20 protein-coding genes, 1 pseudogene and 1 riboswitch are annotated in these 21,615 nt (G+C 74.5%); of the genes and pseudogenes, 10 read left to right on the top strand and 11 right to left on the bottom strand.

The genetic code is table 11. The features are described from left to right. From A3IG_RS0106090 to mraZ, 3 genes are all read right to left on the bottom strand, one after another. On the bottom strand, nt 1-429 hold the full coding sequence (locus A3IG_RS0106090) for a hypothetical protein (RefSeq protein ID WP_018382657.1): 429 nt from the start codon (nt 427-429) through the stop codon (nt 1-3). Further along, nucleotides 426-1,385, bottom strand: coding sequence for a 16S rRNA (cytosine(1402)-N(4))-methyltransferase RsmH (gene rsmH, locus A3IG_RS0106085; RefSeq protein ID WP_018382656.1), 960 nt, complete (start codon nt 1,383-1,385; stop codon nt 426-428). Before rsmH ends, A3IG_RS0106090 begins: the two co-directional genes overlap by 4 nt. Nucleotides 1,386-1,799: 414 nt before the next feature. Next, nucleotides 1,800-2,231 (bottom strand): division/cell wall cluster transcriptional repressor MraZ, encoded by a 432-nt coding sequence (gene mraZ / locus A3IG_RS0106080; RefSeq protein ID WP_018382655.1) that lies wholly within the window; start codon nt 2,229-2,231, stop codon nt 1,800-1,802. Nucleotides 2,232-2,685: 454 nt separating this feature from the next. On the opposite strand from mraZ, the gene A3IG_RS0106075 reads away from it, so the two are divergent. The 4 genes from A3IG_RS0106075 to A3IG_RS0106060 all read left to right on the top strand — a co-directional run bounded on the left by A3IG_RS0106075 (nt 2,686) and on the right by A3IG_RS0106060 (nt 8,401). After that, the gene (locus tag A3IG_RS0106075) at nt 2,686-3,231 is read left to right on the top strand and encodes a beta-class carbonic anhydrase (RefSeq protein WP_051087399.1); all 546 of its coding nucleotides are present in this window, start codon (nt 2,686-2,688) and stop codon (nt 3,229-3,231) included. A 235-nt stretch (nt 3,232-3,466) separates the two neighbouring features. Next, a complete protein-coding gene (locus tag A3IG_RS0106070; RefSeq protein ID WP_018382653.1) occupies nt 3,467-4,474 on the top strand; it encodes an AAA family ATPase in 1,008 nt (335 codons plus the stop codon). Continuing rightward, nucleotides 4,471-5,847: a DUF58 domain-containing protein gene (locus tag A3IG_RS0106065; protein ID WP_018382652.1), complete on the top strand. Its 1,377-nt coding sequence runs from the start codon at nt 4,471-4,473 to the stop codon at nt 5,845-5,847. Before A3IG_RS0106070 ends, A3IG_RS0106065 begins: the two co-directional genes overlap by 4 nt. Before the next feature lie 121 nt (nt 5,848-5,968). Continuing rightward, entirely contained in the window at nt 5,969-8,401 is a 2,433-nt protein-coding gene (locus A3IG_RS0106060) for a DUF3488 and transglutaminase-like domain-containing protein (RefSeq protein WP_040910908.1), read from the top strand. A 253-nt stretch (nt 8,402-8,654) separates the two neighbouring features. On the opposite strand, the gene A3IG_RS0106055 is transcribed toward A3IG_RS0106060, so the two are convergent. From A3IG_RS0106055 to A3IG_RS0106045, 3 genes are all read right to left on the bottom strand, one after another. Further along, nucleotides 8,655-9,044 carry a DUF3040 domain-containing protein gene (locus tag A3IG_RS0106055; RefSeq protein ID WP_018382650.1) on the bottom strand — a complete coding sequence of 130 codons (390 nt, stop codon included), beginning with the start codon at nt 9,042-9,044 and terminating at the stop codon, nt 8,655-8,657. Nucleotides 9,045-9,332: 288 nt separating this feature from the next. Then, complete coding sequence (locus A3IG_RS0106050) at nt 9,333-10,097, bottom strand: methyltransferase (RefSeq protein ID WP_018382649.1); 765 nt, start codon at nt 10,095-10,097, stop codon at nt 9,333-9,335. A gap of 100 nt (nt 10,098-10,197) precedes the next feature. Next, nucleotides 10,198-10,734, bottom strand: a complete 537-nt coding sequence (locus A3IG_RS0106045; RefSeq protein WP_018382648.1) for an SAV_6107 family HEPN domain-containing protein — start codon at nt 10,732-10,734, stop codon at nt 10,198-10,200. 279 nt (nt 10,735-11,013) lie between these two features. Between A3IG_RS0106045 and A3IG_RS0106040 the strand changes: the two are divergent. The 3 genes and pseudogenes from A3IG_RS0106040 to A3IG_RS0106030 all read left to right on the top strand — a co-directional run. Then, a pseudogene (locus A3IG_RS0106040) lies at nt 11,014-11,607 on the top strand (TetR/AcrR family transcriptional regulator); the annotation flags it as partial. Nucleotides 11,608-11,886: 279 nt separating this feature from the next. Next, nucleotides 11,887-12,516, top strand: a complete 630-nt coding sequence (locus A3IG_RS0106035) for a DUF4126 domain-containing protein (RefSeq protein ID WP_018382646.1) — start codon at nt 11,887-11,889, stop codon at nt 12,514-12,516. A gap of 35 nt (nt 12,517-12,551) precedes the next feature. Next, complete coding sequence (locus A3IG_RS0106030; protein WP_040910886.1) at nt 12,552-14,024, top strand: phytoene desaturase family protein; 1,473 nt, start codon at nt 12,552-12,554, stop codon at nt 14,022-14,024. Nucleotides 14,025-14,085: 61 nt separating this feature from the next. Here A3IG_RS0106030 and A3IG_RS0106025 read toward each other — a convergent pair whose 3' ends face one another. The 5 genes from A3IG_RS0106025 to A3IG_RS0106005 all read right to left on the bottom strand — a co-directional run bounded on the left by A3IG_RS0106025 (nt 14,086) and on the right by A3IG_RS0106005 (nt 18,877). Next, entirely contained in the window at nt 14,086-15,123 is a 1,038-nt protein-coding gene (locus A3IG_RS0106025; protein ID WP_018382644.1) for a hypothetical protein, read from the bottom strand. Nucleotides 15,124-15,209: 86 nt separating this feature from the next. Then, on the bottom strand, nt 15,210-16,127 hold the full coding sequence (gene metF / locus A3IG_RS0106020) for a methylenetetrahydrofolate reductase [NAD(P)H] (RefSeq protein ID WP_018382643.1): 918 nt from the start codon (nt 16,125-16,127) through the stop codon (nt 15,210-15,212). Between the two features lie 90 nt (nt 16,128-16,217). After that, complete coding sequence (gene thiE / locus A3IG_RS0106015) at nt 16,218-16,901, bottom strand: thiamine phosphate synthase (protein ID WP_018382642.1); 684 nt, start codon at nt 16,899-16,901, stop codon at nt 16,218-16,220. 277 nt (nt 16,902-17,178) lie between these two features. After that, the gene (locus A3IG_RS0106010) at nt 17,179-17,544 is read right to left on the bottom strand and encodes an Rv2175c family DNA-binding protein (RefSeq protein WP_018382641.1); all 366 of its coding nucleotides are present in this window, start codon (nt 17,542-17,544) and stop codon (nt 17,179-17,181) included. 142 nt (nt 17,545-17,686) lie between these two features. Next, nucleotides 17,687-18,877, bottom strand: coding sequence for an NAD(P)/FAD-dependent oxidoreductase (locus A3IG_RS0106005; protein ID WP_018382640.1), 1,191 nt, complete (start codon nt 18,875-18,877; stop codon nt 17,687-17,689). Nucleotides 18,878-19,079: 202 nt separating this feature from the next. After that, a riboswitch (TPP riboswitch) is annotated at nt 19,080-19,193 on the top strand. On the opposite strand from A3IG_RS0106005, the gene thiO reads away from it, so the two are divergent. The 3 genes from thiO to A3IG_RS0105990 all read left to right on the top strand — a co-directional run bounded on the left by thiO (nt 19,190) and on the right by A3IG_RS0105990 (nt 21,478). Then, entirely contained in the window at nt 19,190-20,419 is a 1,230-nt protein-coding gene (gene thiO / locus A3IG_RS0106000; RefSeq protein WP_018382639.1) for a glycine oxidase ThiO, read from the top strand. It overlaps the preceding riboswitch by 4 nt. A 14-nt stretch (nt 20,420-20,433) precedes the next feature. Then, entirely contained in the window at nt 20,434-20,634 is a 201-nt protein-coding gene (gene thiS / locus A3IG_RS0105995; RefSeq protein WP_040910903.1) for a sulfur carrier protein ThiS, read from the top strand. Between the two features lie 4 nt (nt 20,635-20,638). Further along, the gene (locus A3IG_RS0105990) at nt 20,639-21,478 is read left to right on the top strand and encodes a thiazole synthase (protein ID WP_018382637.1); all 840 of its coding nucleotides are present in this window, start codon (nt 20,639-20,641) and stop codon (nt 21,476-21,478) included. The last annotated feature ends 137 nt before the right edge of the window (nt 21,479-21,615 follow it).

The raw sequence follows: 21,615 nt of genomic DNA, 5'->3' as shown, positions 1-21,615 counted from the left end.
TCACTGTCCGGACGCCGACGGGTCCGGGCGGCCCCGCACGCCGCCGTCCGGGTGGAGGAACCGCGGACTGCCGCCGGGCACCAGGCCGAGCTCCTGGGCCCGCTTGGCCAACGCCCGGGGGTCGGAGAACTCGTCCACCTCCTGCTGCAGCGCCTGTTCCTGGTCGCTCAGTTCCGAGGACTCCTTCTCCAGCTTGGTGAGCTGGAAGGAGCCCTGGTTGACCGCGGAGTTCAGTACCAGCAGTGCGATCAGCCCGGTGGCCAACAGCACCACGATGAGCACGACGAACGGGGTCCTGGCGGCCGTGGTGGTGCCCGAGGGCAGCAGCCGCCGGGTCAGCGCGCCGTTCCCCCGGACGGCCGGGGCCGTCCGGGGGGAACGCGGCGGCCCCGACACGCCCGCCGTCCTGCCGGTCCTGTCACGTGTCACACCTGCTCCTCCCGGACTCGCTGCGCCGCCCTCAGGCGGGCGGGCGCGGCCCTGCGGTTGTCGGCGACCTCGTCGGCGGTCGGGTGCTCGGCGCCCCGGGTGAGCAGCCGGAGCCGTGGCTGGTAACGCTCGGGGACCACGGGCAGGTCGGGCGGCGCGGTGGACGCCGCACCGGCCGCGAACACCTGCTTGACCAGGCGGTCCTCCAGGGAGTGGTAGGACAGCACGGCGATGCGACCGCCCACGGCCAGTGCCGCCACCCCGGCCGGGATCGCCCGTTCCAGCACCGCGAGCTCGGCGTTGACCTCGATGCGCAGGGCCTGGAAGGTGCGCTTGGCGGGGTTCCCCCCGGTGCGCTTGGCGGCCTGCGGCAGCGCCTGCCGGATCAGCTCGACCAGGCGGGCGCTGGTGGTGAACGGCTCCCTCGCCCGTTCCCGGACCACCGCCTCCACGATCTTCCTGGCGTACCGCTCCTCGCCGTAGCCGCGCAGGATGCGGACCAGTTCGCCCGGCGGGTACGTGTTGAGCACCTCGGCGGCGCTGATCCCGGTGGACTGGTCCATCCGCATGTCCAGCGGCGCGTCCTGGGCGTAGGCGAAGCCGCGCTCGGCCCGGTCGAGCTGCATGGAGGAGACCCCGAGGTCGAACAGCACGCCCTGCACCCGGGGCAGGCCCAGCTCCGCGAGGACCCGCGGCAGTTCGTCGTAGACGGCGTGCACGCGGTGGACGCGGTCGCGGTACGGGGCCAGCCGCCTGCCGGCCAGCTCCAACGCCTGCTGGTCCCGGTCGAGCGCGACCAGCCGCACCCCGGGGAAGCGGGCCAGCAGCGCCTCGCTGTGTCCGCCGAGCCCCAGGGTGGCGTCCACCACCACGGCGCCGGGGGCCTCCAGCGCGGGGCCGAGCACCTCCAGGCAGCGCTCGAGCATCACGGGCACGTGGGCGGGCACCGTCAGCATCCCTTCCACCCGCCGGTGTCCCGCCGCACCGCGCCGGCACCGGCCCGGGGGCCGCCGGAGGACGGCCGTTCACAGGAGCCGGGGCGCCGGGCACCCCCGTGCGCCGCCGTGCCCAGGACCCGGGCGGCGGCCCACGGCGAACGTGTGCGGGGAAGGGGGTCGTGGGAGGTCATGTGGGCCCTTCTGACGTGCGCGCCCGGTGCACTGGCTCCTGGCTGTCCCTGCCGGGGGTCCGGGATGCTCCCCCGGCGGCACGTTACCGCCAGGGGCCACCCGGCCGGTCGGACGTACCACCGGGTCCCCACCCGCTCTTCCTGGGGAAGTGGGCCGGCTGGCACCGGGGAAGGTGTGCCAGCAGGCTGACGAGCGGGAGGAGGCCGAGTCGTACGTACGCGGTCGCCGGCCCGAAGCCGGTCAGGGTAGTCCGGGAAGCACCTCCTGCGACAGCTCCGCGAAGGTCTCGTCCTGGGCCGCGAGGTACTGGCGCCACGCCGCGGAATCCCACACCTCGACGCGTGTGTTGGCGCCGATCACCGTGCAGTCCCGGCGCAGCCCGGCGTACTCGCGCAGGGCCCGGGGGATGACGATCCGGCCCTGACGGTCCGGTATCTCGTCGGTGGCCCCGGCGAACAGCACCCGCAGGTAGTCCCGGGCGGACCTGCTGGTGACCGGCGCCCTGCCCATGCGCCTGGTCACCGCGGCGAACTCCGCGGCGGGCCACACGCAGAGGCAGTGTTCCTGCCCCTTGGTGATCACTAGGCCCTCCGCGAGCTGGTCCCGGAACTTCGCCGGCAGCACGAGCCGGCACTTGTCGTCCAACCGCGGCTCGTAGGTCCCCAGGAACACAGGCACCCCTTCGACACGGACACGGGTCGGCACGAGCGGCGGTCGCTCGAACGACCGCCGGAACGACCGGCCACCAGTGCGACGAACACCGGTGGGAACGGCCACACCCAGGCGGGTGGCCGCGGCTCCCGACCGACTCGCCACGGACAACAGGGGAAGCGCGAGGGCCTCCCCACTTCGCGCCACCTTACTCCACTGCGCCCCACCGTCAACCGCAGACAGCGGCACGACCATAGATCACCTGGGTGATGAAACAGCAGGTTAGAGGGGTTGTTCGAGGAGGCGTGCGCGAGCTGTGGACGGCGCGCCGGAGCCCGAACGGCTCGTCCCCACCCCTCCACTCCGACGGCGTCCACCGGCGCATGACTGTGGCATGCGTCACAGCGCTCGCAGTTGACCGGTATGCCCGTTAGTGGGACTGATCTCCGTTCCGGGGCCGGACTACCGTTGAACCATGCAGAATCCTTCTCCCGAGCCGCGGCCCGAGAGCGCCGCCCATTCGGCCGACCGCGCGGTGACCGATCGGCTGCTGAAGTCGAACCACGAGTACGCCGAGCGGTTCACCGACCCCGGCATGGACGCCCGTCCGGTTCTCCACGTCGCCGTGGTCACCTGTATGGACGCCCGGCTCGACGTCCACGCGCTGCTCGGGCTCGAGCTGGGCGACTGTCACGTCATCCGCAACGCCGGCGGTGTCGTCACCGACGACACCATCCGTTCGCTCACCATCAGTCAGCGGGCGCTGGGCACCCGTTCGGTGATCCTGATCCACCACACCGACTGTGGCCTGCTCAGTCTGACCGAGGACTTCCGCCAGGACCTGGAGATGGAGGTCGGCATCCGTCCGTCCTGGGCGGTGGAGAGCTTCACCGACCTGGACCAGGACGTGCGCCAGTCCATGGCCCGGGTCCGCACCTCCCCGTTCGTACCGCACACCGAGGTGGTGCGTGGATTCGTGTTCGACGTGCGGACCGGATCACTGCGTGAGATCGACGGGTGACGGTGCGGTGGCACCGCCCACGACGCGCCCGGGAACCGTCCACCGCGGCAAGTGACGGCGGGCCGGCCATCAGGCAAGAATGAGCAAGTGGCGTCGGTCGGCCGTACGGTGGGACACCCCGTGGCGGGACGGAGCGTCTCCGCGGCCCGGATCAGCCGGGCCGCGCGCACTCGGGGCGGGGCCGGGTCGGCGAACGCGGCTCAGGCCCCTTTGATACGGGCCTTAGGAGGGCCGCGTGACGACCTATGACGACCAAGCGAGCCTCACCGATCTGTCCGCGACCGTGGAGCGGGTACGCCGCTCCGTGGAGAGCGTGATCGAGGGCAAGCCCGAGGTCGTACGGCTCTCCCTGACGGTGCTGCTCGCCGAGGGACACCTCCTCATCGAGGACGTTCCCGGGGTGGGCAAGACGATGCTGGCCAAGGCGCTCGCCCGGTCGGTGGACTGTTCGGTGCGCCGCATCCAGTTCACTCCGGACCTGCTGCCCTCGGACATCACCGGGGTGAGCATCTACGACCAGCAACGCCGCGACTTCGAGTTCAAACCCGGCGCGATCTTCGCCCAGATCGTCGTCGGCGACGAGATCAACCGGGCGTCCCCCAAGACCCAGTCGGCGCTCCTCGAGTCCATGGAGGAACGGCAGGTCAGCGTGGACGGCAGCACCTACGAGCTGCCCACGCCCTTCATGGTGATCGCGACCCAGAACCCGATGGAGATGGAGGGCACCTATCCGCTGCCCGAGGCCCAGCGGGACCGCTTCATGGCCCGGATCTCCGTCGGCTACCCCAACCCCGCGGCCGAGCTCCAGATGCTCGACGTGCACGGTGGGGCCTCCCCGCTGGACAACCTGCAGCCGGTCGCCCACGCCCACGAGATCGCCAAACTGGTGGAGACCGTCCGCACGGTGCACGTCGCCGAACCGGTACGGCGCTACGCGGTGGACCTGGTGGCCGCCACCCGCAACCACCCCGAACTGCGCCTCGGCGCCTCCCCGCGGGCCACGCTGCACCTGGTGCGCGCGGCCAGGGCCGCAGCCGCCCTTGAGGGCCGCGACTTCGTGCTGCCGGACGACGTCCAGGCGCTGGCCATGCCGGTGCTCGCCCACCGGTTGCTGCCCACGGCGCAGGCCCAGCTCGGACGGCGCACCACCGAGCAGGTGGTCACCGAGATCGTCCAGCGGATTCCGGTGCCCGACCCGTACGGCGGGCAGCTCAGGGGCGCCCCGCCGCGGAGGATGGGATGACCGACGGCGGTGAGGCGGACGGCGGGACGGCGGGCGGCGGGGGGTTCCGCGGTGTGCGCACCGCCCTCGCCGGGCTGACCACCCGGGGGCGTTCCTTCCTCGCAGCGGGGCTCGCCGCCGCCGCGTGCTCGTACCTGCTGGGGCAGCCGGACCTGCTGCGGGTGGGGCTGCTGCTCGCGGCGTTGCCGCTGGTGTGCGCGGCCGTGCTGTACCGCACCCGGTACCAGGTGGCGGCCGTCCGCCGACTGACCCCGTCCCGGGTGTCGGTCGGCGCCGAGGCCCGGGTGCAGCTCAGGTTGGACAACGTCTCCCGGGTGCCGACCGGGTTGCTGATGCTCCAGGACCGGGTGCCGTACGTGCTGGGGCCCCGCCCGCGGTTCGTGCTGGACCGGGTGGAGCCGGGCGGCTTCCGGGAAGTGGCCTACCGGGTGCGTTCCGACCTGCGCGGGAAGTACCCGCTCGGGCCGCTCCAGCTACGGCTGTGTGACCCGTTCGGGATGTGTGAGCTGTCCCGTTCCTTCCACACCCACGACGTCATGACCGTGGTGCCGGCGGTGCAGCCGCTGGCCCCGGTGCGGCTCGTCGGCGAGTCCGCCGGGCGCGGCGACAGCAACACCCGCACGTTGGCGCTGGCCGGCGAGGACGACGTGATACCCCGCGACTACCGGCGCGGCGACGACCTGCGCCGGGTGCACTGGCGGTCCACCGCCCACCACGGTGAGCTGATGGTGCGGCGCGAGGAGCAGCCCCGGCAGGCCCGGTGCACGGTGCTGCTCGACACCCGCGGGATCGCCCACGAGGGGATGGGGCCCGACTCGACGTTCGAGTGGGCGGTCTCGGCCGCCGCCTCCGCCGCGGTGCACATGCTGGAGCGTGGCTACGGCGTGCGGCTGGTCACCGACACCGGGGAGTCGGTGCCGGCCACCGACTGGTCCGACATGGGCGGCGTCGGGCGCGGCGCGGACGGCGTGGGACTGCTGCTCGACACCCTGGCCGTGATCGACCACTCCGAAGGAGCGGGGCTCTCCCGGGCGCTCGACGCGCTCAGCGGTTCCGGGGAGGGCCTGCTCATCGCCTTCGTCGGCGATCTCGACCGGGAACAGACAGCGATACTGGCCCGGATGCGGCAGCGCACCACCGGCGCCGTGGCGTTCCTGCTGGACACCGGGGCCTGGTCGGTCCCGGAACTGCTCCGTGCCGCCAGCGCCACGTCGACCGGCGAGCAGGAGGGCCGGCTCCGCGACGCCGGGTGGGTCGTCCAACGGGTGACCCCCGGGGCCTTCCTGCCCGCGCTGTGGGAACGCACCGATCGTCATCGCCAGGACGGGGCCGGTTGGGTCCCGGCCGGCCAGGGGGGGTACCACCAGCCGTGAACGTCACGCCACACCTCGTGCACGGGGCCGGTCGCCGACGGCCCGAGCCGCCACCCGGCCCCCGTCGGCGCGGTGGTGGGTGCGGCCCCCGGCCCGGGAGCTGGACCCGTCGGGGGTCGATGTGAGCAGCCAGGTCCGGCTGACCGCGTTCGCCGCGCTGGCCAGCGTCCTCACCGGGTGCGCGCTGCTCCCGCTGGTGTCGCCCTCCGGCTGGCTGGCGCAGGCCGCCCTGCTGGTGGTCGCCCAGGGCGCGGTCGGCCTGCTGGGCCGACGGGCGCCGCTGCCCCGACCGGTCACGGTGCTGTTGCAGTGCGTGACCCTGCTGGTGCTGTTGGTCTTCGGGTTCGCCAGGGACGTCGCGCCGCTGGGGTTCGTTCCCAGCCCGGACGCCGTGGTTCGGCTCGGGGACCTGCTGGCCACCGGGGGCGACGACGTCAGCCAGTACCAGACGCCGGCGCCGGTGACCGACGGCATCCGGTTGATCCTGGTCGGCGGGGTGGCGTTGATCGCCCTCCTGGTGGACGTGCTCGCGGTGACCCTGCGCAGCGCCGCATCGGCGGGCCTTCCGCTGCTCGGCCTGTACTCGGTGGCCGCGGGGCTCACGCCCGAGGGGGAGTCCCGCTGGCAGTGGTTCCTGCTCGGTTCCGCGGGTTTCCTCACGCTCCTGCTCGCCGACGGCCGGGACCGGCTGTCCCGGTGGGGTCGGGTGTTCTCCGGTGGGGCGCCGGCGGGGCGCGGTCTGCTGCCTGGCGGCGCCTCGGCGCTGGACCGGTCGAGCAGGAGCCCGGTCCGCACCGGCCGGCGGATCGCCGGGGTCACCCTGGGCATCGCCGTGCTGGTGCCGTTGGCGCTGCCGTCACTGGGCGACGGGGTGATAGACACGGACCGGCCGGGCGGCGGCGGGGTGGGGGGCGGCCAGGCCATCGCGGTGAACCCGCTGGTCTCCATGCAGGACAGCCTCAACCAGCCGCAGAACCGCGAGGTGATGAAGTACCGCACGAGCGCCAAGGAGAACTCGGACGTCTACCTGCGGATCATGGCCCTGGACGAGTTCGACGGGACGACCTGGCGGCCGGCGGAACGGGAGCTCCAGTCGCTGCCACCGGTCCTGCCCGACCCTCCCGGTCTCACGGACGGCGTCAATCGCACAGAGATCCGCACATCGGTGGCCACCGCCGGCTGGTACCGGCAGGACGCCCTGCCGATGCCCTACCCGGCGACCGCGGTGGACGCCAGCGGCGACTGGCGCTACGAGCCCCTGGGCCAGAACGTCATCGGGGACGAGGGACAGCGCGTCGGGGGGATGAGCTACCAGGTCAGCAGCCTGGTGGTGAGGCCGACCGCGGAGCAGTTGGCCGGGGCGCCGCCGCCGTCCAAGCGGATGCTCGACGAGTACACCAAGGTTCCGGGGAACGTCCCCGACGTGGTGGCGCGGGAGGCCCGGCGGATCACCCGGGGGGCGGCCAACGACTACGAGCGGGCCATGGCCCTGCAGGAGTGGTTCACCGGCTCCGGGAGGTTCGTCTACAACACCGAGGTGGACTCCGGGGTGGGAGAGCGGGCCATCGAGCGCTTCCTGGAGAAGAAGGAGGGCTTCTGCGTCCACTTCTCGTTCACCATGGCGGCCATGGCCCGCACCCTGGGCATCCCGGCCAGGGTGGCGGTGGGCTACGTCCCCGGCACGTCGAACTCCGACGGCACCTACTCGGTGGGGCTCCAGGACGCGCACGCCTGGCCCGAGTTGTACTTCGAGGGCGTCGGCTGGGTGCGTTTCGAGCCCACCCCGTCGCGGGGCAACACCCCGGACTACGCCCAGGAGCAGACGGAGAACAACGAGACCTCGGCTCCGACGACGGCGCCCGACCCCACAGCGGAGGCGACCCGGGGCGCCACCCAGGAGCCGGTCTGCGACGCCCGGGCCCAGCGCGCGGGTGAGTGCACCACCAAGGACCCGCTGGTCGCCGGCGGCTCGAGCAGCGGCGGCCCGCCGACCTGGCCCACGGTGGCCAAGGCCGCAGGACCGGTCCTGCTGTTTCTGGCGCTGCTGCTTCCCGTGGTGTGGCGCAGGAGGCTGCGGACCCGCCGGTTGGGCACTGGTCGCAACGGCGGGGCGCCGGACAACGGCGAGCTGGTCACCGCGCGGACCCTGGCCGCCTGGCTGGAGCTGCTCGACACCGCCTGGGACTTCGGCGTGCTGCCGGACCACAGCGAGACCCCCCGCAGGGCGGCGGCGCGGATCATTCGGGAGAGCGCTCTGGAGGGCGACGCGGCCGACGCGGCGCGGCGCACGGCCACCGCGGTCGAGCAGGTGCTCTACGCACCGGCGCCCAAACCCCCCACCGGTCTGGCGGCGGACGTCCGCGTGGTCATCGCCGCCTTGGGTGTGGCGGCACCGTCGCGCGTCCGGTTCCGGGCGCTGTTCCTGCCACGGTCCCTCGCCCGGGTGCGGTGGGCGGCGGCCGACCGCTGGTCCCGGGGCACCTCCCGGGTCGCGGCGGCCCTGCGCGGGCTCCCCCGGCCGTCCCGGCTGCGGCAGTCCGGCGCTCAGCGGTGACGCCGCCGTTCCTGCCCCGCCACGGGGCGGGAACGGCGATCCGGCCCGGCGGTGGACGAGGGGCACGTCCAGCGGGTCACCGGACGACGGCAGGGGGTGACGGGCTCGCGGGCCCGGGCTGCGGCCCACCAGCCGGAGAGCACGGACGGCTGACACTGCACCTGCGGGGGAACGGCACCTGCGCGGACAACGCAACGGCCGGGCCGCCAGTGGGCGGCCCGGCCGTGAGTGCATGCGGTCGTTCAGTGGGGGATCAGGGGCCCTGCTGCTCGTCGCGGCGGCGCTGCCAGCGGTCCTCGATGCGATCCATGACCCGGCGCTTCTGCCTGCCACCGCGCCGGCCGACCTGGGGCCCCCGGCGCTCGGACGGCTTCGGCGCCCTGCGCCATCCTGTGATCGCCAGCCAGGCGCATCCCAGCATCACGAGGAAACCGACGACGCTGACCCACCATTCCTGGCCCACCATCCCGGCCATCAGGAGCGCGATACCCACAAGGAAGCCGGCGACCGCCTGGTAGACCCGTCGCCGGGTGTACGTGCGCAGCCCGCTTCCCTCAAGCGCTGTCGCGAACTTGGGATCTTCGGCGTACAGCGCTCGCTCCATCTGCTCGAGCAGTCGCTGCTCGTGCTCCGAGAGCGGCACGGAGTCCTCCTACTCGTCGGTCGCGGGGGCGACCGGTGCGACCCCTCTCAGGATAGGCAGGGAATCGCCTTCATGAAACCCGCCCCACTGCGCATGGCTACCTGGCATGCTTCCCCCGCACCGGGGCACCACCCCAACGTCCTTCTTGCCCAAAGTCCACGTTGACTGGTGCATTCCCCATCTGCTGGCTCCTCATGCCGCACTGCTCACCCCAGATCATACGGGCCCGGGCCGCTGATCGGGTGGCTCGTCCGGAGACGCTTTCCCCCACCGGCGGGCCCCCCGTGGTCAGGCTTCCTGACTCCGGTCGGCCAGCAGGTGCAGTTGAGTGGCGCACGAGCGGAACGAGGGCTCCTGGGCGGCGGCGGACTCCAGCCGGAGCAGCGCCTGAAGGGCCCCGGGCTCGGTGTCCACCAGCGCCCCGGGCACCAGATCGGCGAAGACCCGCACGCCGTGCACCGCGGCCACGCGCAGCCCGGCGCCGGTGACCAGGGCGGTGAGGCCCGGCTCGGTGAACCGCCGGGGCACCGGGTCGCCCTGGCCCCAGCGGCCGAGGTCGTCGGTGAGCACCCGCTGGGCCTCGGCGAAGTGTCCGGCGATGGCCCGGGCCAACACCACGCCGTTCCGGTTGGCCACGAGCAGGCTCAGGGTGCCCGTGGGGCGGAGCGCGCCGACGACGTTGCCGACGGCCTCCGCCGGGTCGTCCACGTACTCCAGCACCCCGTGGCAGAGCACGACGTCGTGGGAGTGCCGCTCCACCACCTCGAGAAGGCCGTGCGCATCCCCCTGCACCCCGTGCACCAGCTCGGCCACACCGGCCTCGGCGGCCCTGCGCTCCAGGGCGAAGAGCGCGTCCGGACTGGGGTCCACGACGGTGACCCGGTGCCCGAGCCGGGCCACCGGAACGGCGAAGTTGCCCGTGCCGCCCCCGGTGTCCAGCACGTCGAGGACGTCCCGACCGGTGGCCCGCACCTGCTCGGCCAGGGCGTCGCGCAGCACGTCCCAGACCACGGCGGTACGCAGGGTTGCACGGGGACGCAGTGGTTCGGACACGGCAGGTGGCTCCTGGCGGGCGAGGGGGAGGGTGGTCAACGGCTCCACCTTAAGGCTCTGGCCGAAGCCCCGCGGCCGGTGTCCACCGAAGGCCCGGGCCTCAGCCGGCCCGGGGCACCCGCACCTCCTCGGCCGCGGGGCCCTCGGGGTCGTGCTGCCGCGGCGGCGACACCGGCTGGAGCACCAACAGCCGCTCCACCAGGCGCAGGAACATCCCGGCTGCCCGCAGCAGGTCGTCGGCGTCCCGCTGGCTGGCCGCGCCCACGATCCCAGCTTCGGCACGAGCCCGGCGCGGCGCACCGGCCTCGAACAGCGAGGCCCACTCGGCGAGCTCGGGGGCGACCTCCGGCAGCACCTCCCAGGCGCTGCGGATGCTGCGGCGGCGCCGCGGGGAGGTCTCCGGACGGCCCCGGACGGCGAGCACGGCGGCGGCGGCGCGCAGCGCGGCGAGGTGGGCGGCGGCGTAACGTTCGTTCGGCGCGGAGCAGGTGACGGCTTCCTGGAGTCCACGGTGCGCCTGGGCGAGCAGGTCGAGGGCTGCCGGCGGGGCCGTGCCGTGCCGGAGCACCGGGTGGACGTCGGTGGCGGGGCCCTGGCCGGAACCCGGGCCGTGGTGGGCTGCGGCGGACAGCGTCATGGGGCAGCCTCCTGTCGTCTTCCCCGCCGACCTGCCGGCCGGCGGCTCGAGGTCCCCTGACCGGGCTGGTCGGGGTCCGTGCACCAACATCGTCCGCCACACCACTGACAATCCCGGCTGACCTGCCCGAACGCCGTGCGGCGGGCGAGTGGCGCCGGCGCCGGCCAGGACCGCCGCAGCCCCCGCGCCGCCTTCCCCGCGCGGGGCGGGAGGCCGGCCCGATCTACCCACTGGCGCATATTGATCACCGTCAGGCACCGGTACGGGGAGAATCACCGCATGAACAGCGCACGTCGCCAGGCCACCCGCCGGAAGCTGTACCAGGCCGCCGTCACTCTCATCGCCGAGCAGGGGTTCTCCTCGACCACGGTGGACGAGATCGCGGAGCGCGCCGGTGTGGCCAAGGGCACCGTCTACTACAACTTCGCCAGCAAGACGGAGCTGTTCGAGGAGCTGCTGCGGCACGGCGTGGGGATGTTGGCGACCTCGCTGCGGGAGGCCACGGTGGCGCGGAGGCAGGCGGGGCACCGGGTGGACGCGCTGGACGCGGTGCTCCGCGCCGTCCTGGACTTCGTCGCGGCCCACCCCGCGTTTTGCCAGCTCCTGGCGGCCGAGCTGTGGCGCACCAACCGACCCTGGCAGCCCACCCTCCTGGCCGTGCGTCAGCAGGCGCTCTCGGTGGTGGCGGACGCCCTCAGGGACGCGGTGGACGACGGTGAACTCCCCCGTGACCTGGATGTCCACCTGACCGCCTCGGCGTTGTTCGGCCTGGTGCTCGTGGCTGCGCTGGACTGGCAGGCGTTCCAGCCGGAGCGCTCCCCCGAGGAGGTGCACGCCGCGCTGTCCGGGCTGGTGCGGGGCAGGCTCCGCGGAGCCGCTGCCGACGACCCGGTCGCGGCGCCGGCCGGGTGGGCGACGAACGGCGCCGGACGGGGGGCGGAGCCGGATCCCGGACGGCAGCAGCGGGATATCAGACAAGATCGCACCGCGCTCGGACGACGTTGACCGTGCGGCCCGGGTCGGCGTTCGGGCACCGCCGAAGTCCTCCGGGCCGGTCCTAGTGCGCCGAGGGACCGTCGGCGACGAGCACGCCGGGGCGGCCCTCGGTTAGCATCGACGCCGCCGAACGAGGCACGGGGGGCGGAGGAAAGAGTGTCGGTGCTACCTCTGGTTTTCACCAGTGGCTGGGCGAGCGGGATCAACGCCTACGCGGTGGTTTTCCTGCTCGGGGTCCTCGGGGCGACCGGGGTCAGCGACGACGTGCCGGGCGCCCTGGAGCGCCCCGAGGTCGTGGTCGTCGCGGGCCTGCTGTTCCTCGTCGAGGCGGTCGCGGACAAGGTCCCGTACCTGGACACGGTGTGGGACGGGGTGCACACCGTGGTCCGGCCCGTGTCCGGCGCGGTGGTCGCGGCGCTGCTCGCCGGACAGGACGGCTCCCTGCCCCAGCTCGCCGCCGGCGCCCTCGGCGGGAGCACGGCGCTCGCCAGCCACCTGGTCAAGGCCGGCACCAGGATGGCCGTCAACACCTCCCCTGAGCCGGCGAGCAACATCGTGCTCAGCTTCCTCGAGGACCTGGTCGTCGCCGGGGTCATCGTGTTCGCGGTGTTCCACCCGGTCGCGGCGGCGACGGTGGCGGCCGTGCTGCTCGGCCTCGGCCTGCTCACCGTGGCGCTGGTCGCCTCCCGGATCAGGCGGTTCTGGCGGCGGCGCCGCGAACGGCGCAGGGAACGGGCCTTCGCCCGGGGCAGGGCCGGAGCGCCGACGTACGTCCACCGCGGCTGACGCCGCTGGTCAGCGGGCCGGTATGGTCCCTGACCATGGCAAGGATCGCAGTGATCGGCGCGGGTGTCGGGGCGATGGCCGCCGCGGCCAGACTCGCCACGGTGGGCCACCGGGTGACGGTGTGTGAGCGCTCCGGGACGCACGGGGGCGCCGTCGGCACCTTCTCCCGGGACGGGTTCTCCTTCGACACCGGCCCGGCCCTGCTGGCCCTGCCCGCGGTGTACCGGGACCTGTTCCTGAAGACCGGCAAGGAGCCGCTCGAGGAGTGCGTGGACCTGCGCGAGGTGGACCCGGCCAGCCACCACCTGCTCCCCGGGGGCACCTCGGTGGCCCTGGCGAACGCCTCCCGCGCGGCCGTAGTCCAGGCCCTGGACGCGGCCCTCGGCGCGGGCGCGGGAGCGCGCTGGTCCGCCCTGCTCGACCGGGCCCGGGTGGTGTGGGAGGCCACCCGCAGGCCGCTGCTGGAGGAGCCGTCGGGCGAGGGCCCCGACCGGGTCGTCCACGACCCCTACCCGGCTCCCCGGTGGCCCGTCCCCGGCCGGGGCCGGCCCACCCTCGAGCGGGTGGCCAGGCGGGAGCTGCGGCACCCCGGTCTCGTCGCCCTGCTGGACGGGTACGCGCTGCGGTACGGCTTCGACCCGCGCACCGCGCCGGCGAGCCTGGTGGCGCTGCCCTACCTGGAGCACACCTTCGGCACCTGGTACGTCGCCGGCGGCGTCCGGGCCCTGGCCGACGCGCTGTTCCGCCGCTGCGCCCTGCGGGGCGTGGAGTTCCGCTTCGACGCCGAGGTGGTGGCGGTGGAGCGGACGGACGGGCGGGCCACCGGGGTCCGGCTCGCCGACGGCGACCGGTTGCCGGCCGACGCGGTGGTCTCCGGGGTCCCCGCGCTCGCCCCGCTGCTGGGCGGGGCCCCGCCGCCCGGGGCCCGCACCTGGCCCGGGCGCCTTTCGGTGCTGCTCGCGCTGCGCGGCGCCCGCCCCGACGGCACCGCCCACCGCACCCTGGTCCACGCGCCCGACCGCACCGCCGAGCTGACCGCGGTCTTCGACCCGCCCCAGCACACCCGTGGACCTGCGGCGGGTCCCCCGCGGACGGTGGAGGTGCTGCGCCCGGACGACGCCGGCCTGCGGCCCGACGGGCACGAGGCCGTGACCCTGCGGGTGACCGTGCCCCCGCAGGGGGTGGTGGACTGGACGGCGGACGGGCTCGCCGACGCCTACGCGGACCAGGCGGTGCGGGTCGCCGAGGCGGCCGTTCCCGGACTGCGGGACCGCGTCCTGTGGCGGCACGTGCTCACCCCCGCCGACACCGAGAGGACCACCGGCGCCCCCGGCGGCGGGTGCCCGGGGCCGGTGCTCGCCGGGCACCGGGGGGCGTTCCTCAGCGCGGACAACCGCACGTCGGTCCCCGGTCTCTACCGGGTCGGCGGCTGGGCCCACCCGGGCGGCGGGCTCCCGCACACGGGCATGTCGGGGGCGCTGGTCGCGGCGCTGATCGGCACCCCCTGACCGTGCCGGCCCGGCCGACACGGCCCGCCGGGGCCCCGTGCTGGCGCCCGGGGGTGGGGACTCAGTAGCCGTAGGGGTCGGGGCCGGGGGCCGAATCCGCGGCCGGTGGCGGGCCGGCCGGCGGGGGCGGGACGTACGGTTGCGGCTCGACGGTGGGTTGTTGGGGCAGCCACACCCCGTCGGGAGCGGCGGAGTAGCCGGCGTACGGGTCGGCCGGTGGCTGCGGGAACCCCTCGTCCCCCGGGGCGTCGGCCACCGGCACCCAGCCGGTGGCTCCCGGGCCGGCCCCCTCCCCGAACGAGGGGGCACCGAAGGGGGGCGCCGCGCCGGCGTACGAGGGGTCGGGGGCGTACGGGGGGTCGGGGGCGTACGGGGCGCCGAAGGGGTCCCCGCCGTAGGACGGGTCGCCGGGGGGCACCGACTCCCCGGGGTGGCCCGCGCCCGGGTCGGTCCCCGTTCCCGCGGGGTACCCGTACGGGTCGTACCCCTGGAGCGAATCGCCGTGGGGCGGCTGCGCCGTCAGGTCCTGCGGGGTGTCCCCGAGGTGGGCCGCCGCGCCCTGGACAGGGTCGCCGACCGGCTCCTGCCCCGCGGGTCCGTAGTCCCAGGAGGAGTACGGACCCGCGGGGGCGTCCTGGCCCGGGGTGGCGCCGTACTCGGGAGCCTGCTGCCCGGTGCTGCCGTACGCCGCGTACTCCCCGGTGTCCTCCTCCATCACCTCGGGCTGGTAGACGGGCGGCGGGGGCACGGCCGAGGGTTGGCCCACCGGCTCCACGGGCGTGACGGCCAGGGTGGGCTCGGCGCGCGAGGTACCGGGCGTCCTGCGCCGCCGGCTGGAGCCCGGCCTGCCCCCCAGCGCCCAGCCCGCGGAGAAGCCACGGCGGTAGGAGACGGTGACGAGGGTCTGGCCGACCGCGAACGCCGCCGCGCCGAGACCGATCACCACCACGTTGCGCATCACCACGCCCACCACCAGCACCACGAACCCGGCGAACGCCAACGCCCGCCAGCGCAGTTGGGCCTTGTACTGGAGCAGCACCTCACCGAGCAGCCAGAGCGCCACCATCCCGAACGCGACGTAGAGCACCGTGAAGCCCATGGGCGCACATTTCCTTGTCCTCGGGGCCGTGACGGGTCGTTGGGGTCACGGCCGATGCCGGCCGGTGCGGCGAAGGAGGACGGCTCTCAGACCCGTTGGTGCAGCCCGAGGTTCTCGTAGATCTCCAGCGTCGCCGTCGAATGGTTCAGCGTAATGAAGTGGAGCCCCGGCGCGCCCTCCGCGAGCAGCTTCTCCGACATCTTTGTGGCGTACTCCACGCCGATCGCCCGCACCGCCGCCGGATCGTGCTCCACCGCCAGCACCTGCTCGGCCAGCGCCCGGGGGAACGCCGCGTTGCTGAGTTGGGCGAACCGCTCGATCTGGCGCACGTTGGTCACCGGCATGATCTCCGGGACGATGGGCGTGGCGCACCCGGCCCCGGCCACCCGGTCGCGGAACCGCAGGTAGTCCTCCACGTGGAAGAACATCTGGGTGAGGGCGTAGTCAGCGCCCGCCCGGCACTTGGCGACGAAGTGCCGGATCTCGCTGTCCCAGTCCGCCGACCTGGGGTGCTTCTCCGGGAAGGCCGCCACACCGACGCAGAAGTCCCCGGACTCCTTGATCAGCCGCACCAGTTCGACGGCGTGGGTGAGCCCCTGGGGGTGCGGCACCCACTCGCCCTGTGGGTCCCCCGGCGGGTCACCGCGCAGCGCCAGCATGTTGCGGATGCCGGCGTCCGCGTACTGCCCGATGATGTTCCGCAGCTCGGCGACCGAGTGGTTGACCGCGGTCAGGTGGGCCACCGGGGTCAGGGTGGTCTCCGACGCGATCCGCTCGGTCATCCGCACGGTGCGTTCGCGGGAGGAGCCGCCGGCCCCGTAGGTCACCGACACGAACGTGGGCGACACGGCCTCGATCCTGCGGATGGCGTTCCACAGGTTCCGCTCACCCTGGTCGGTCCTTGGCGGGAAGAACTCGAAGGAGTACGAGCGCCGCCCGGAGGAGATCAGCTCCCGGATGGTGGTCGCGCGATCGGTGCGGGTGGTCGGTCTGCCGAGTGCCATGTCAGGAAGGCTAGCCACCGGACGGAGCCGGCGGGAAATCCGCGCCGGGGCGTCTCACGGTGTGGGTGCGCGGGCTGTGTCCGCGGTGGATCAGTCCTCGAGCGGTCCCCGCTCCCGGAGCCGCCGGGCCAGTTCCGCCGTGGCGGCCGCCGGGTCGTCCGCCTCGGTGATCGCCCGGACCACCACCACCCGGCGGGCGCCGGCGTCCAGCACCTGGTCGAGGTTGTGGGCGTCGATGCCGCCGATGGCGAACCAGGGGCGGGCCGGGCGCAGCCCGGCGGCGTACCGCACCAGGTCGAGGCCCGGCGCCGGACGGCCCGGCTTGGTCGGGGTCGGCCACACCGGGCCGGTGCAGAAGTAGTCCACGCCCGGCTCCACCAGGGCCTCGTCCACCTCGGCCGGTGCGTGGGTGGAGCGGCCGACCAGCATCCGCTCGCCGACCACGGCCCGGGCCGCGGGCACCGGCAGGTCGTCCTGTCCGAGGTGGAGCACCGCGGGTCGGGCGGCGTGCGCCAGGTCAGCCCGGTCGTTCACCGCGAGCAGCCTCCCGTGTCGGCGGGCGGCGTCGGCGAAGACCCGCAGGTGGTCCAGTTCCTCCCGGGCCTCGAGGCCCTTCTGCCGGAGTTGGACGATGTCCACCCCGGCCCCGAGCACCGCGTCGAGGAACTCGGGGAGGTCACCTTGGCGGGTCCTGGCGTCGGTGCACAGGTAGAGCCGGGCGTCGGCGAGCAGTTCGCGGTCCGTGGCAGCCGAAGGGGACGGGGTGGACGTCACGGGGGTGCTCCTGGGTCGGGGGCCGGCCGGGCGGCCGACGTGAGGGGTGGGACGGCGGGCGCGGCCGGTCGGAACGCGCCCGGGCCACTGTGCCGCAACCGGGCGGGCGGGGGAAACGGGCCCCGCGGTCCCGCGCCGGCGCGTGCGGCGGGCGTGCGGGGGCCGGGGCCCGGGAGGCGGGCCGTGGGGAGCGAACGGTCGGGGAGTTCCCGGCGGGAACGGGCGGGGGCCGGGCGGCCGGCCCCCGCAGGGACGGCTCAGCGGGTCGGCGGGGCGCTCACAGCGCCAGCGCCTGGGCGCGGCGCTTCACCTCCGTGCCGCGGTTCTCCCGCAGCGCCTGGGCGGGCGTGCCCGGCAGCGTGGGGTCCTCGGTGAACAGCCACTCCAGCGCTTCCTCGTCGCTGAATCCGTCGTCCCTCAGCAGGGTCAGCGTGCCGACCAGACCCTTGACCACCTTGTCGGCGGCGATGAAAGCCGCGGGCACGTGAAGGGCTCGGTTCTCCCCCCGGCGCACCGCGATGAGCTGGCCTTCCTTGACCATCTGGCGGACCCGTGTCACTTCCACGCCCAGTCGCTCCGCGATCTCCGGGAGCGTGAGCCAGGAATCCACGAGTGCTTCGGTCTTTGCGTCGATCTCGGTCACGTGACAAGCGTGCCATCCCGGTCCGACTTCCGGGGTCATGACGGCCCGCGCCGCGACCGACCACCTCGCTGACCGGTGGCGCACCGCGGGATGGCGCCAGGACGGCCCCGGCCACCACCGGTCCTCAGCACACCACCGGGCTTCAGCACACCGCCGACTTCAGCGGCACCGACGGGTCCGCGGCGCGCTGACGGTCGAGCGCCGCGCCGCGCTCGATCAGCTTGCGCCCCTGGGCGAGGTCCCGGGGCCGGCCGACGGCCAGCAGGGCCACCAGGACCCCGTCCCTCAGCCAGCACGCGGACCAGGCCGGCTCGTCGGGGTTCCCCCGCAGCAGCAGCTCGTCGGCCGTCCCGTGGTGGCCGGCGTACTGCACGAACCGCCCGAACTGCTCGGACCAGAAGTACGGCACCGGGTCGTAGACCGTGTCGGCGCCGAGCAGGTTCGCCGCCACGGTCTTGGGGCCCTGGACCGCGTTGTCCCAGTGGTGCACCAGCAGCCGGGCCCGGTAGCGGGCGGACGGGAACGAGGCGCAGTCGCCCACCGCGAAGACGTCGGGCACCGAGGTGCGCAGCCGGTCGTCGGCGAGCACGGAACGGTCGGCGCCGAGCTCCACCCCGGACCCGGCGAGCCAGCCGGTGGCCGGGCGGGCCCCGATGCCCACCACCACCGCGTCCGCCGGCAACCGCTGCCCGTCCACGAGCCTGACCGCGCCCTGCTCCACCCCGGCCACCTTGGTGTCGGTCAGCAGCTCCACCCCGGCCTCGGCGTACCAGGGGCGCATCAGCTCCCCGAGTTCCCCGGGCAGCGCCCCGGCCAGTGGGGAGCCCGCCGCCTCGACCACGGTGACCGCGCACCCGGCCTGGCGTGCCGCGGTGGCGAACTCGGCACCGATCCAGCCGGCGCCGACCGCCACCACCCTGCCGGCCCGGCGGAGCACCGGCCGCAGCGCCACCGCGTCGTCCAGGGTGCGCAGCAGGTACGTCCCGGGGGCCTGTTCACCGCCCGGCAGGAGCAGCGGCTCCGCGCCGGTGGCCAGCACCAGCCGGTCGTACGGCACCGGGCCCCCGTCGGTGATCAGGGTGTGCGCGGACGGCCGCAGCTCCACGGCCCTGCGGCCCAGCAGCAACTCCACCCCGAGCGCGTCGAAGTCGATGTCGAACGCCGAGCTGTCCACGGTGCCGAGCAGCAGCCCCTTCGACAGCGGGGGCCGGTCGTACGGCGGGTGCGCCTCCTCACCCACCAGCGTGAGCTGCCCGTCGAAGCCCTCCTCGCGCAGGCTCACGGCCGTCAGCGCCCCGGCCATCCCGGCCCCGACCACCACAATCCGCTGCATCCGCCGCTCCTTCGCCGTAGGTCGATCCGCCGTGGTTCGCCCCCGGGTCACGAGGGTGGTACCCCGAAGTACAGGCGGTTCGCTTAGATCTTGGCTAGTCCGGCACTGAAGCACACCCGCACCACGCTGGTGGCGGTCGCGGGCGGCCCGGCGAGCGGCGTCCTGCCGTTCGCCGTCCCCGCCCCAGGGACTACTGTGGGGGCAGGACATCCGCGGGAGCCCGGGCGCAACCGGGCTGAGAGTGGGGCTGGGCGGCCCCTGACCGTACGAACCTGATCCGGGTCATGCCGGCGAAGGGAGGCAGGTTCCCCCATGGGACACGTGGCGGGCCACCCCGACGTGGTGGTGGTCGGCGGAGGCGTCATCGGTCTCGTCACCGCCTGGCGCACGGCACTGCGAGGGCTGCGGGTCACGGTGCTCGACCCGGCTCCTGGCGGGGGCGCGGCGCTGGTGGCGGCGGGCATGCTGGCGGCCGTCTCCGAACTCCAGTACGGGGAGCAGGAGCTGTTCCGCCTGAACCTCGCCTCGGCCGAGCGCTACCCCTCGTTCCTCGCCGAACTCGGGGAGGTCACCGGGGACGACTGCGGCTACCGCGCCTGCGGCACGCTGTTCGTGGCGCTCGACGCCGACGACCGCGCCCAACTCCGCGAGCTGCACGCCTTCCAGGGCTCCCTGGGCCTCGACGCGACCTGGCTGAACGGCCGGGAGTGCCGTCGTCTCGAGCCCATGCTCGCCCCCGGGGTGCACGGCGGGCTGCGGGTGGACGGCGACCACCAGGTGGACCCGCGCCGGCTGGTGGCGGCGCTGCTCACCGCCTGCGAGCGGGCCGGGGTGGTGCTGCGGCGCGCCACCGCGGCGCGGGTGGAGGTGGCCGGGGGCCGCGCCACGGGGGTCACCACCGACGACGGCGACACCCTGTCCGCCGGCCAGGTGGTGCTCGCCGCGGGGAGCGGCAGCGGGCGGCTCGCCGGCCTGCCCGCCGGGGTGCTGCCGCCGGTCCGCCCGGTGAAGGGCCAGGTGCTGCGGCTCCGGGTCCCCGGGCCCCTGGCCCCGTTCCTGTCCCGGACCGTGCGGGCCGTGGTCCGCGGCGGGAGCGTGTACCTGGTGCCCCGGGTCAACGGCGAGCTGGTCGTCGGCGCAACCTCCGAGGAGCTCGGGGAGGACACCACGGTCACCGCGGGCGGCGTCTACGAGTTGCTGCGCGACGCCCACGAGCTGGTCCCCGGCATCACCGAACTGCCCCTGGTCGAGACCCGGGCGGGCCTGCGCCCCGGCTCCCCTGACAACGCGCCGCTACTCGGCCCCACCGCGCTGCCCGGGCTGCTGCTGGCCACCGGTCACCACCGCAACGGCATCCTGCTCACCCCGGTCACCGGTGACGTGATGGCCCACGTCCTCACCACCGGCGAGGTCCCGGAGCAGGCCGCTCCGTTCAGCCCCGGCCGTTTCCTCCCGGAGCCCGGGCCCTCCCCCGCCGCGGCCCGGGGCGTCCCCGGTGCCCAGCCACTCGAGTCCCACCCACCGCAGGGAGTAGCGCCTTGACCGCGACCACACCGGTGACCGTCTCCGTGAACGGCGAACCCCGCCGGATTCCCGCCGGCCTCACCCTCGACCGGCTCGTCGCCACCCTGACCAGCGCCCCGGCCGGGGTCGCCGCCGCGCTCAACGAGTCGGTGGTGCCGCGCGGGCAGTGGCCGGCCACCCCGCTGGGCGAGGGCGACCGGGTCGAGGTGCTCACCGCGGTGCAGGGGGGCTGACCCGATGCCCGGCTCCCGCGCCGTCCACGACGGCCCCGGCCCCGCCGCCGACCCGTTCACCATCGCCGGCACCACCTTCGCCTCGCGCCTGATCATGGGCACAGGCGGCGCCCCCAGCCTGGAGGTGCTGGAACGGTCCCTGCTGGCGTCGGGCACCGAGCTCACCACCGTCGCCATGCGCCGGGTGGACCCCGGCGTCAAGGGCTCCGTGCTCGGCGTCCTGGCGCGCAACGGCATCCAGGTGCTGCCCAACACCGCCGGCTGCTTCACCGCGGGTGAGGCCGTGCTCACCGCGAAGCTGGCCCGGGAGGCACTGGGCACCAACTGGGTCAAGCTCGAGGTGGTGGCGGACGAGCGCACCCTGCTGCCGGACCCGGTGGGACTGCTGGACGCCGCCGAGGCCCTGGTGGACGACGGTTTCGTGGTGCTGCCCTACACCAACGACGACCCGGTGCTGGCCCGTCGTCTCGAGGAGGTCGGCTGTGCCGCGGTCATGCCGCTCGGTTCCCCCATCGGTTCCGGGCTGGGCATCCGCAACCCGCACAACTTCCAGCTCATCGTGGAGCAGGCCGGCGTTCCGGTGATCCTGGACGCCGGCGCGGGCACCGCCTCGGACGCGACCCTGGCCATGGAGCTCGGCTGCGCCGCGGTGATGCTGGCGTCCGCGGTGACCCGCGCCCAGGAGCCGGTGCTGATGGCCGGGGCCATGCGGCACGCGGTGGCGGCCGGCCGGCTGGCCCGGTTGGCCGGACGCATCCCGCGCCGCCACCACGCCGAGGCGTCCTCACCCACCGCGGGTCAGGCGGCGCTGGACCCGGAGCGCCCGGCCTTCCCCGCCGGGTGAGCCCTCCGGCACCGCCCGGCCCGCGTCCAGCGGCCGTTCCCGCCGGGCCCCGGGGAAGTGTCAAGATTCCGGCACAGATCGTCGGCGACCCCACCACAAGCCGCGCGCACAGTCGTTCGGGACAGGGCCGGCTCGTA

The organism is Wenjunlia vitaminophila DSM 41686, assembly GCF_000380165.1.
Classification (GTDB): domain Bacteria; phylum Actinomycetota; class Actinomycetes; order Streptomycetales; family Streptomycetaceae; genus Wenjunlia; species Wenjunlia vitaminophila.
Note: the sequence above shows the minus strand (reverse complement) of the source record. Positions and strands in the feature narration are given on the sequence as shown.

Coding starts and splice junctions, on each gene's coding strand:
- rsmH (WP_018382656.1), bottom strand. CDS start 1,385: ATGCTGACGGTGCCCGCCCACGTGCCCGTGATGCTCGAGCGCTGCCTG.
- A3IG_RS0106075 (WP_051087399.1), top strand. CDS start 2,686: ATGCAGAATCCTTCTCCCGAGCCGCGGCCCGAGAGCGCCGCCCATTCG.
- A3IG_RS0106065 (WP_018382652.1), top strand. CDS start 4,471: ATGACCGACGGCGGTGAGGCGGACGGCGGGACGGCGGGCGGCGGGGGG.
- A3IG_RS0106045 (WP_018382648.1), bottom strand. CDS start 10,734: ATGACGCTGTCCGCCGCAGCCCACCACGGCCCGGGTTCCGGCCAGGGC.
- A3IG_RS0106030 (WP_040910886.1), top strand. CDS start 12,552: ATGGCAAGGATCGCAGTGATCGGCGCGGGTGTCGGGGCGATGGCCGCC.
- A3IG_RS0106025 (WP_018382644.1), bottom strand. CDS start 15,123: ATGGGCTTCACGGTGCTCTACGTCGCGTTCGGGATGGTGGCGCTCTGG.
- metF (WP_018382643.1), bottom strand. CDS start 16,127: ATGGCACTCGGCAGACCGACCACCCGCACCGATCGCGCGACCACCATC.
- A3IG_RS0106005 (WP_018382640.1), bottom strand. CDS start 18,877: ATGCAGCGGATTGTGGTGGTCGGGGCCGGGATGGCCGGGGCGCTGACG.
- thiO (WP_018382639.1), top strand. CDS start 19,190: ATGGGACACGTGGCGGGCCACCCCGACGTGGTGGTGGTCGGCGGAGGC.
- A3IG_RS0105990 (WP_018382637.1), top strand. CDS start 20,639: ATGCCCGGCTCCCGCGCCGTCCACGACGGCCCCGGCCCCGCCGCCGAC.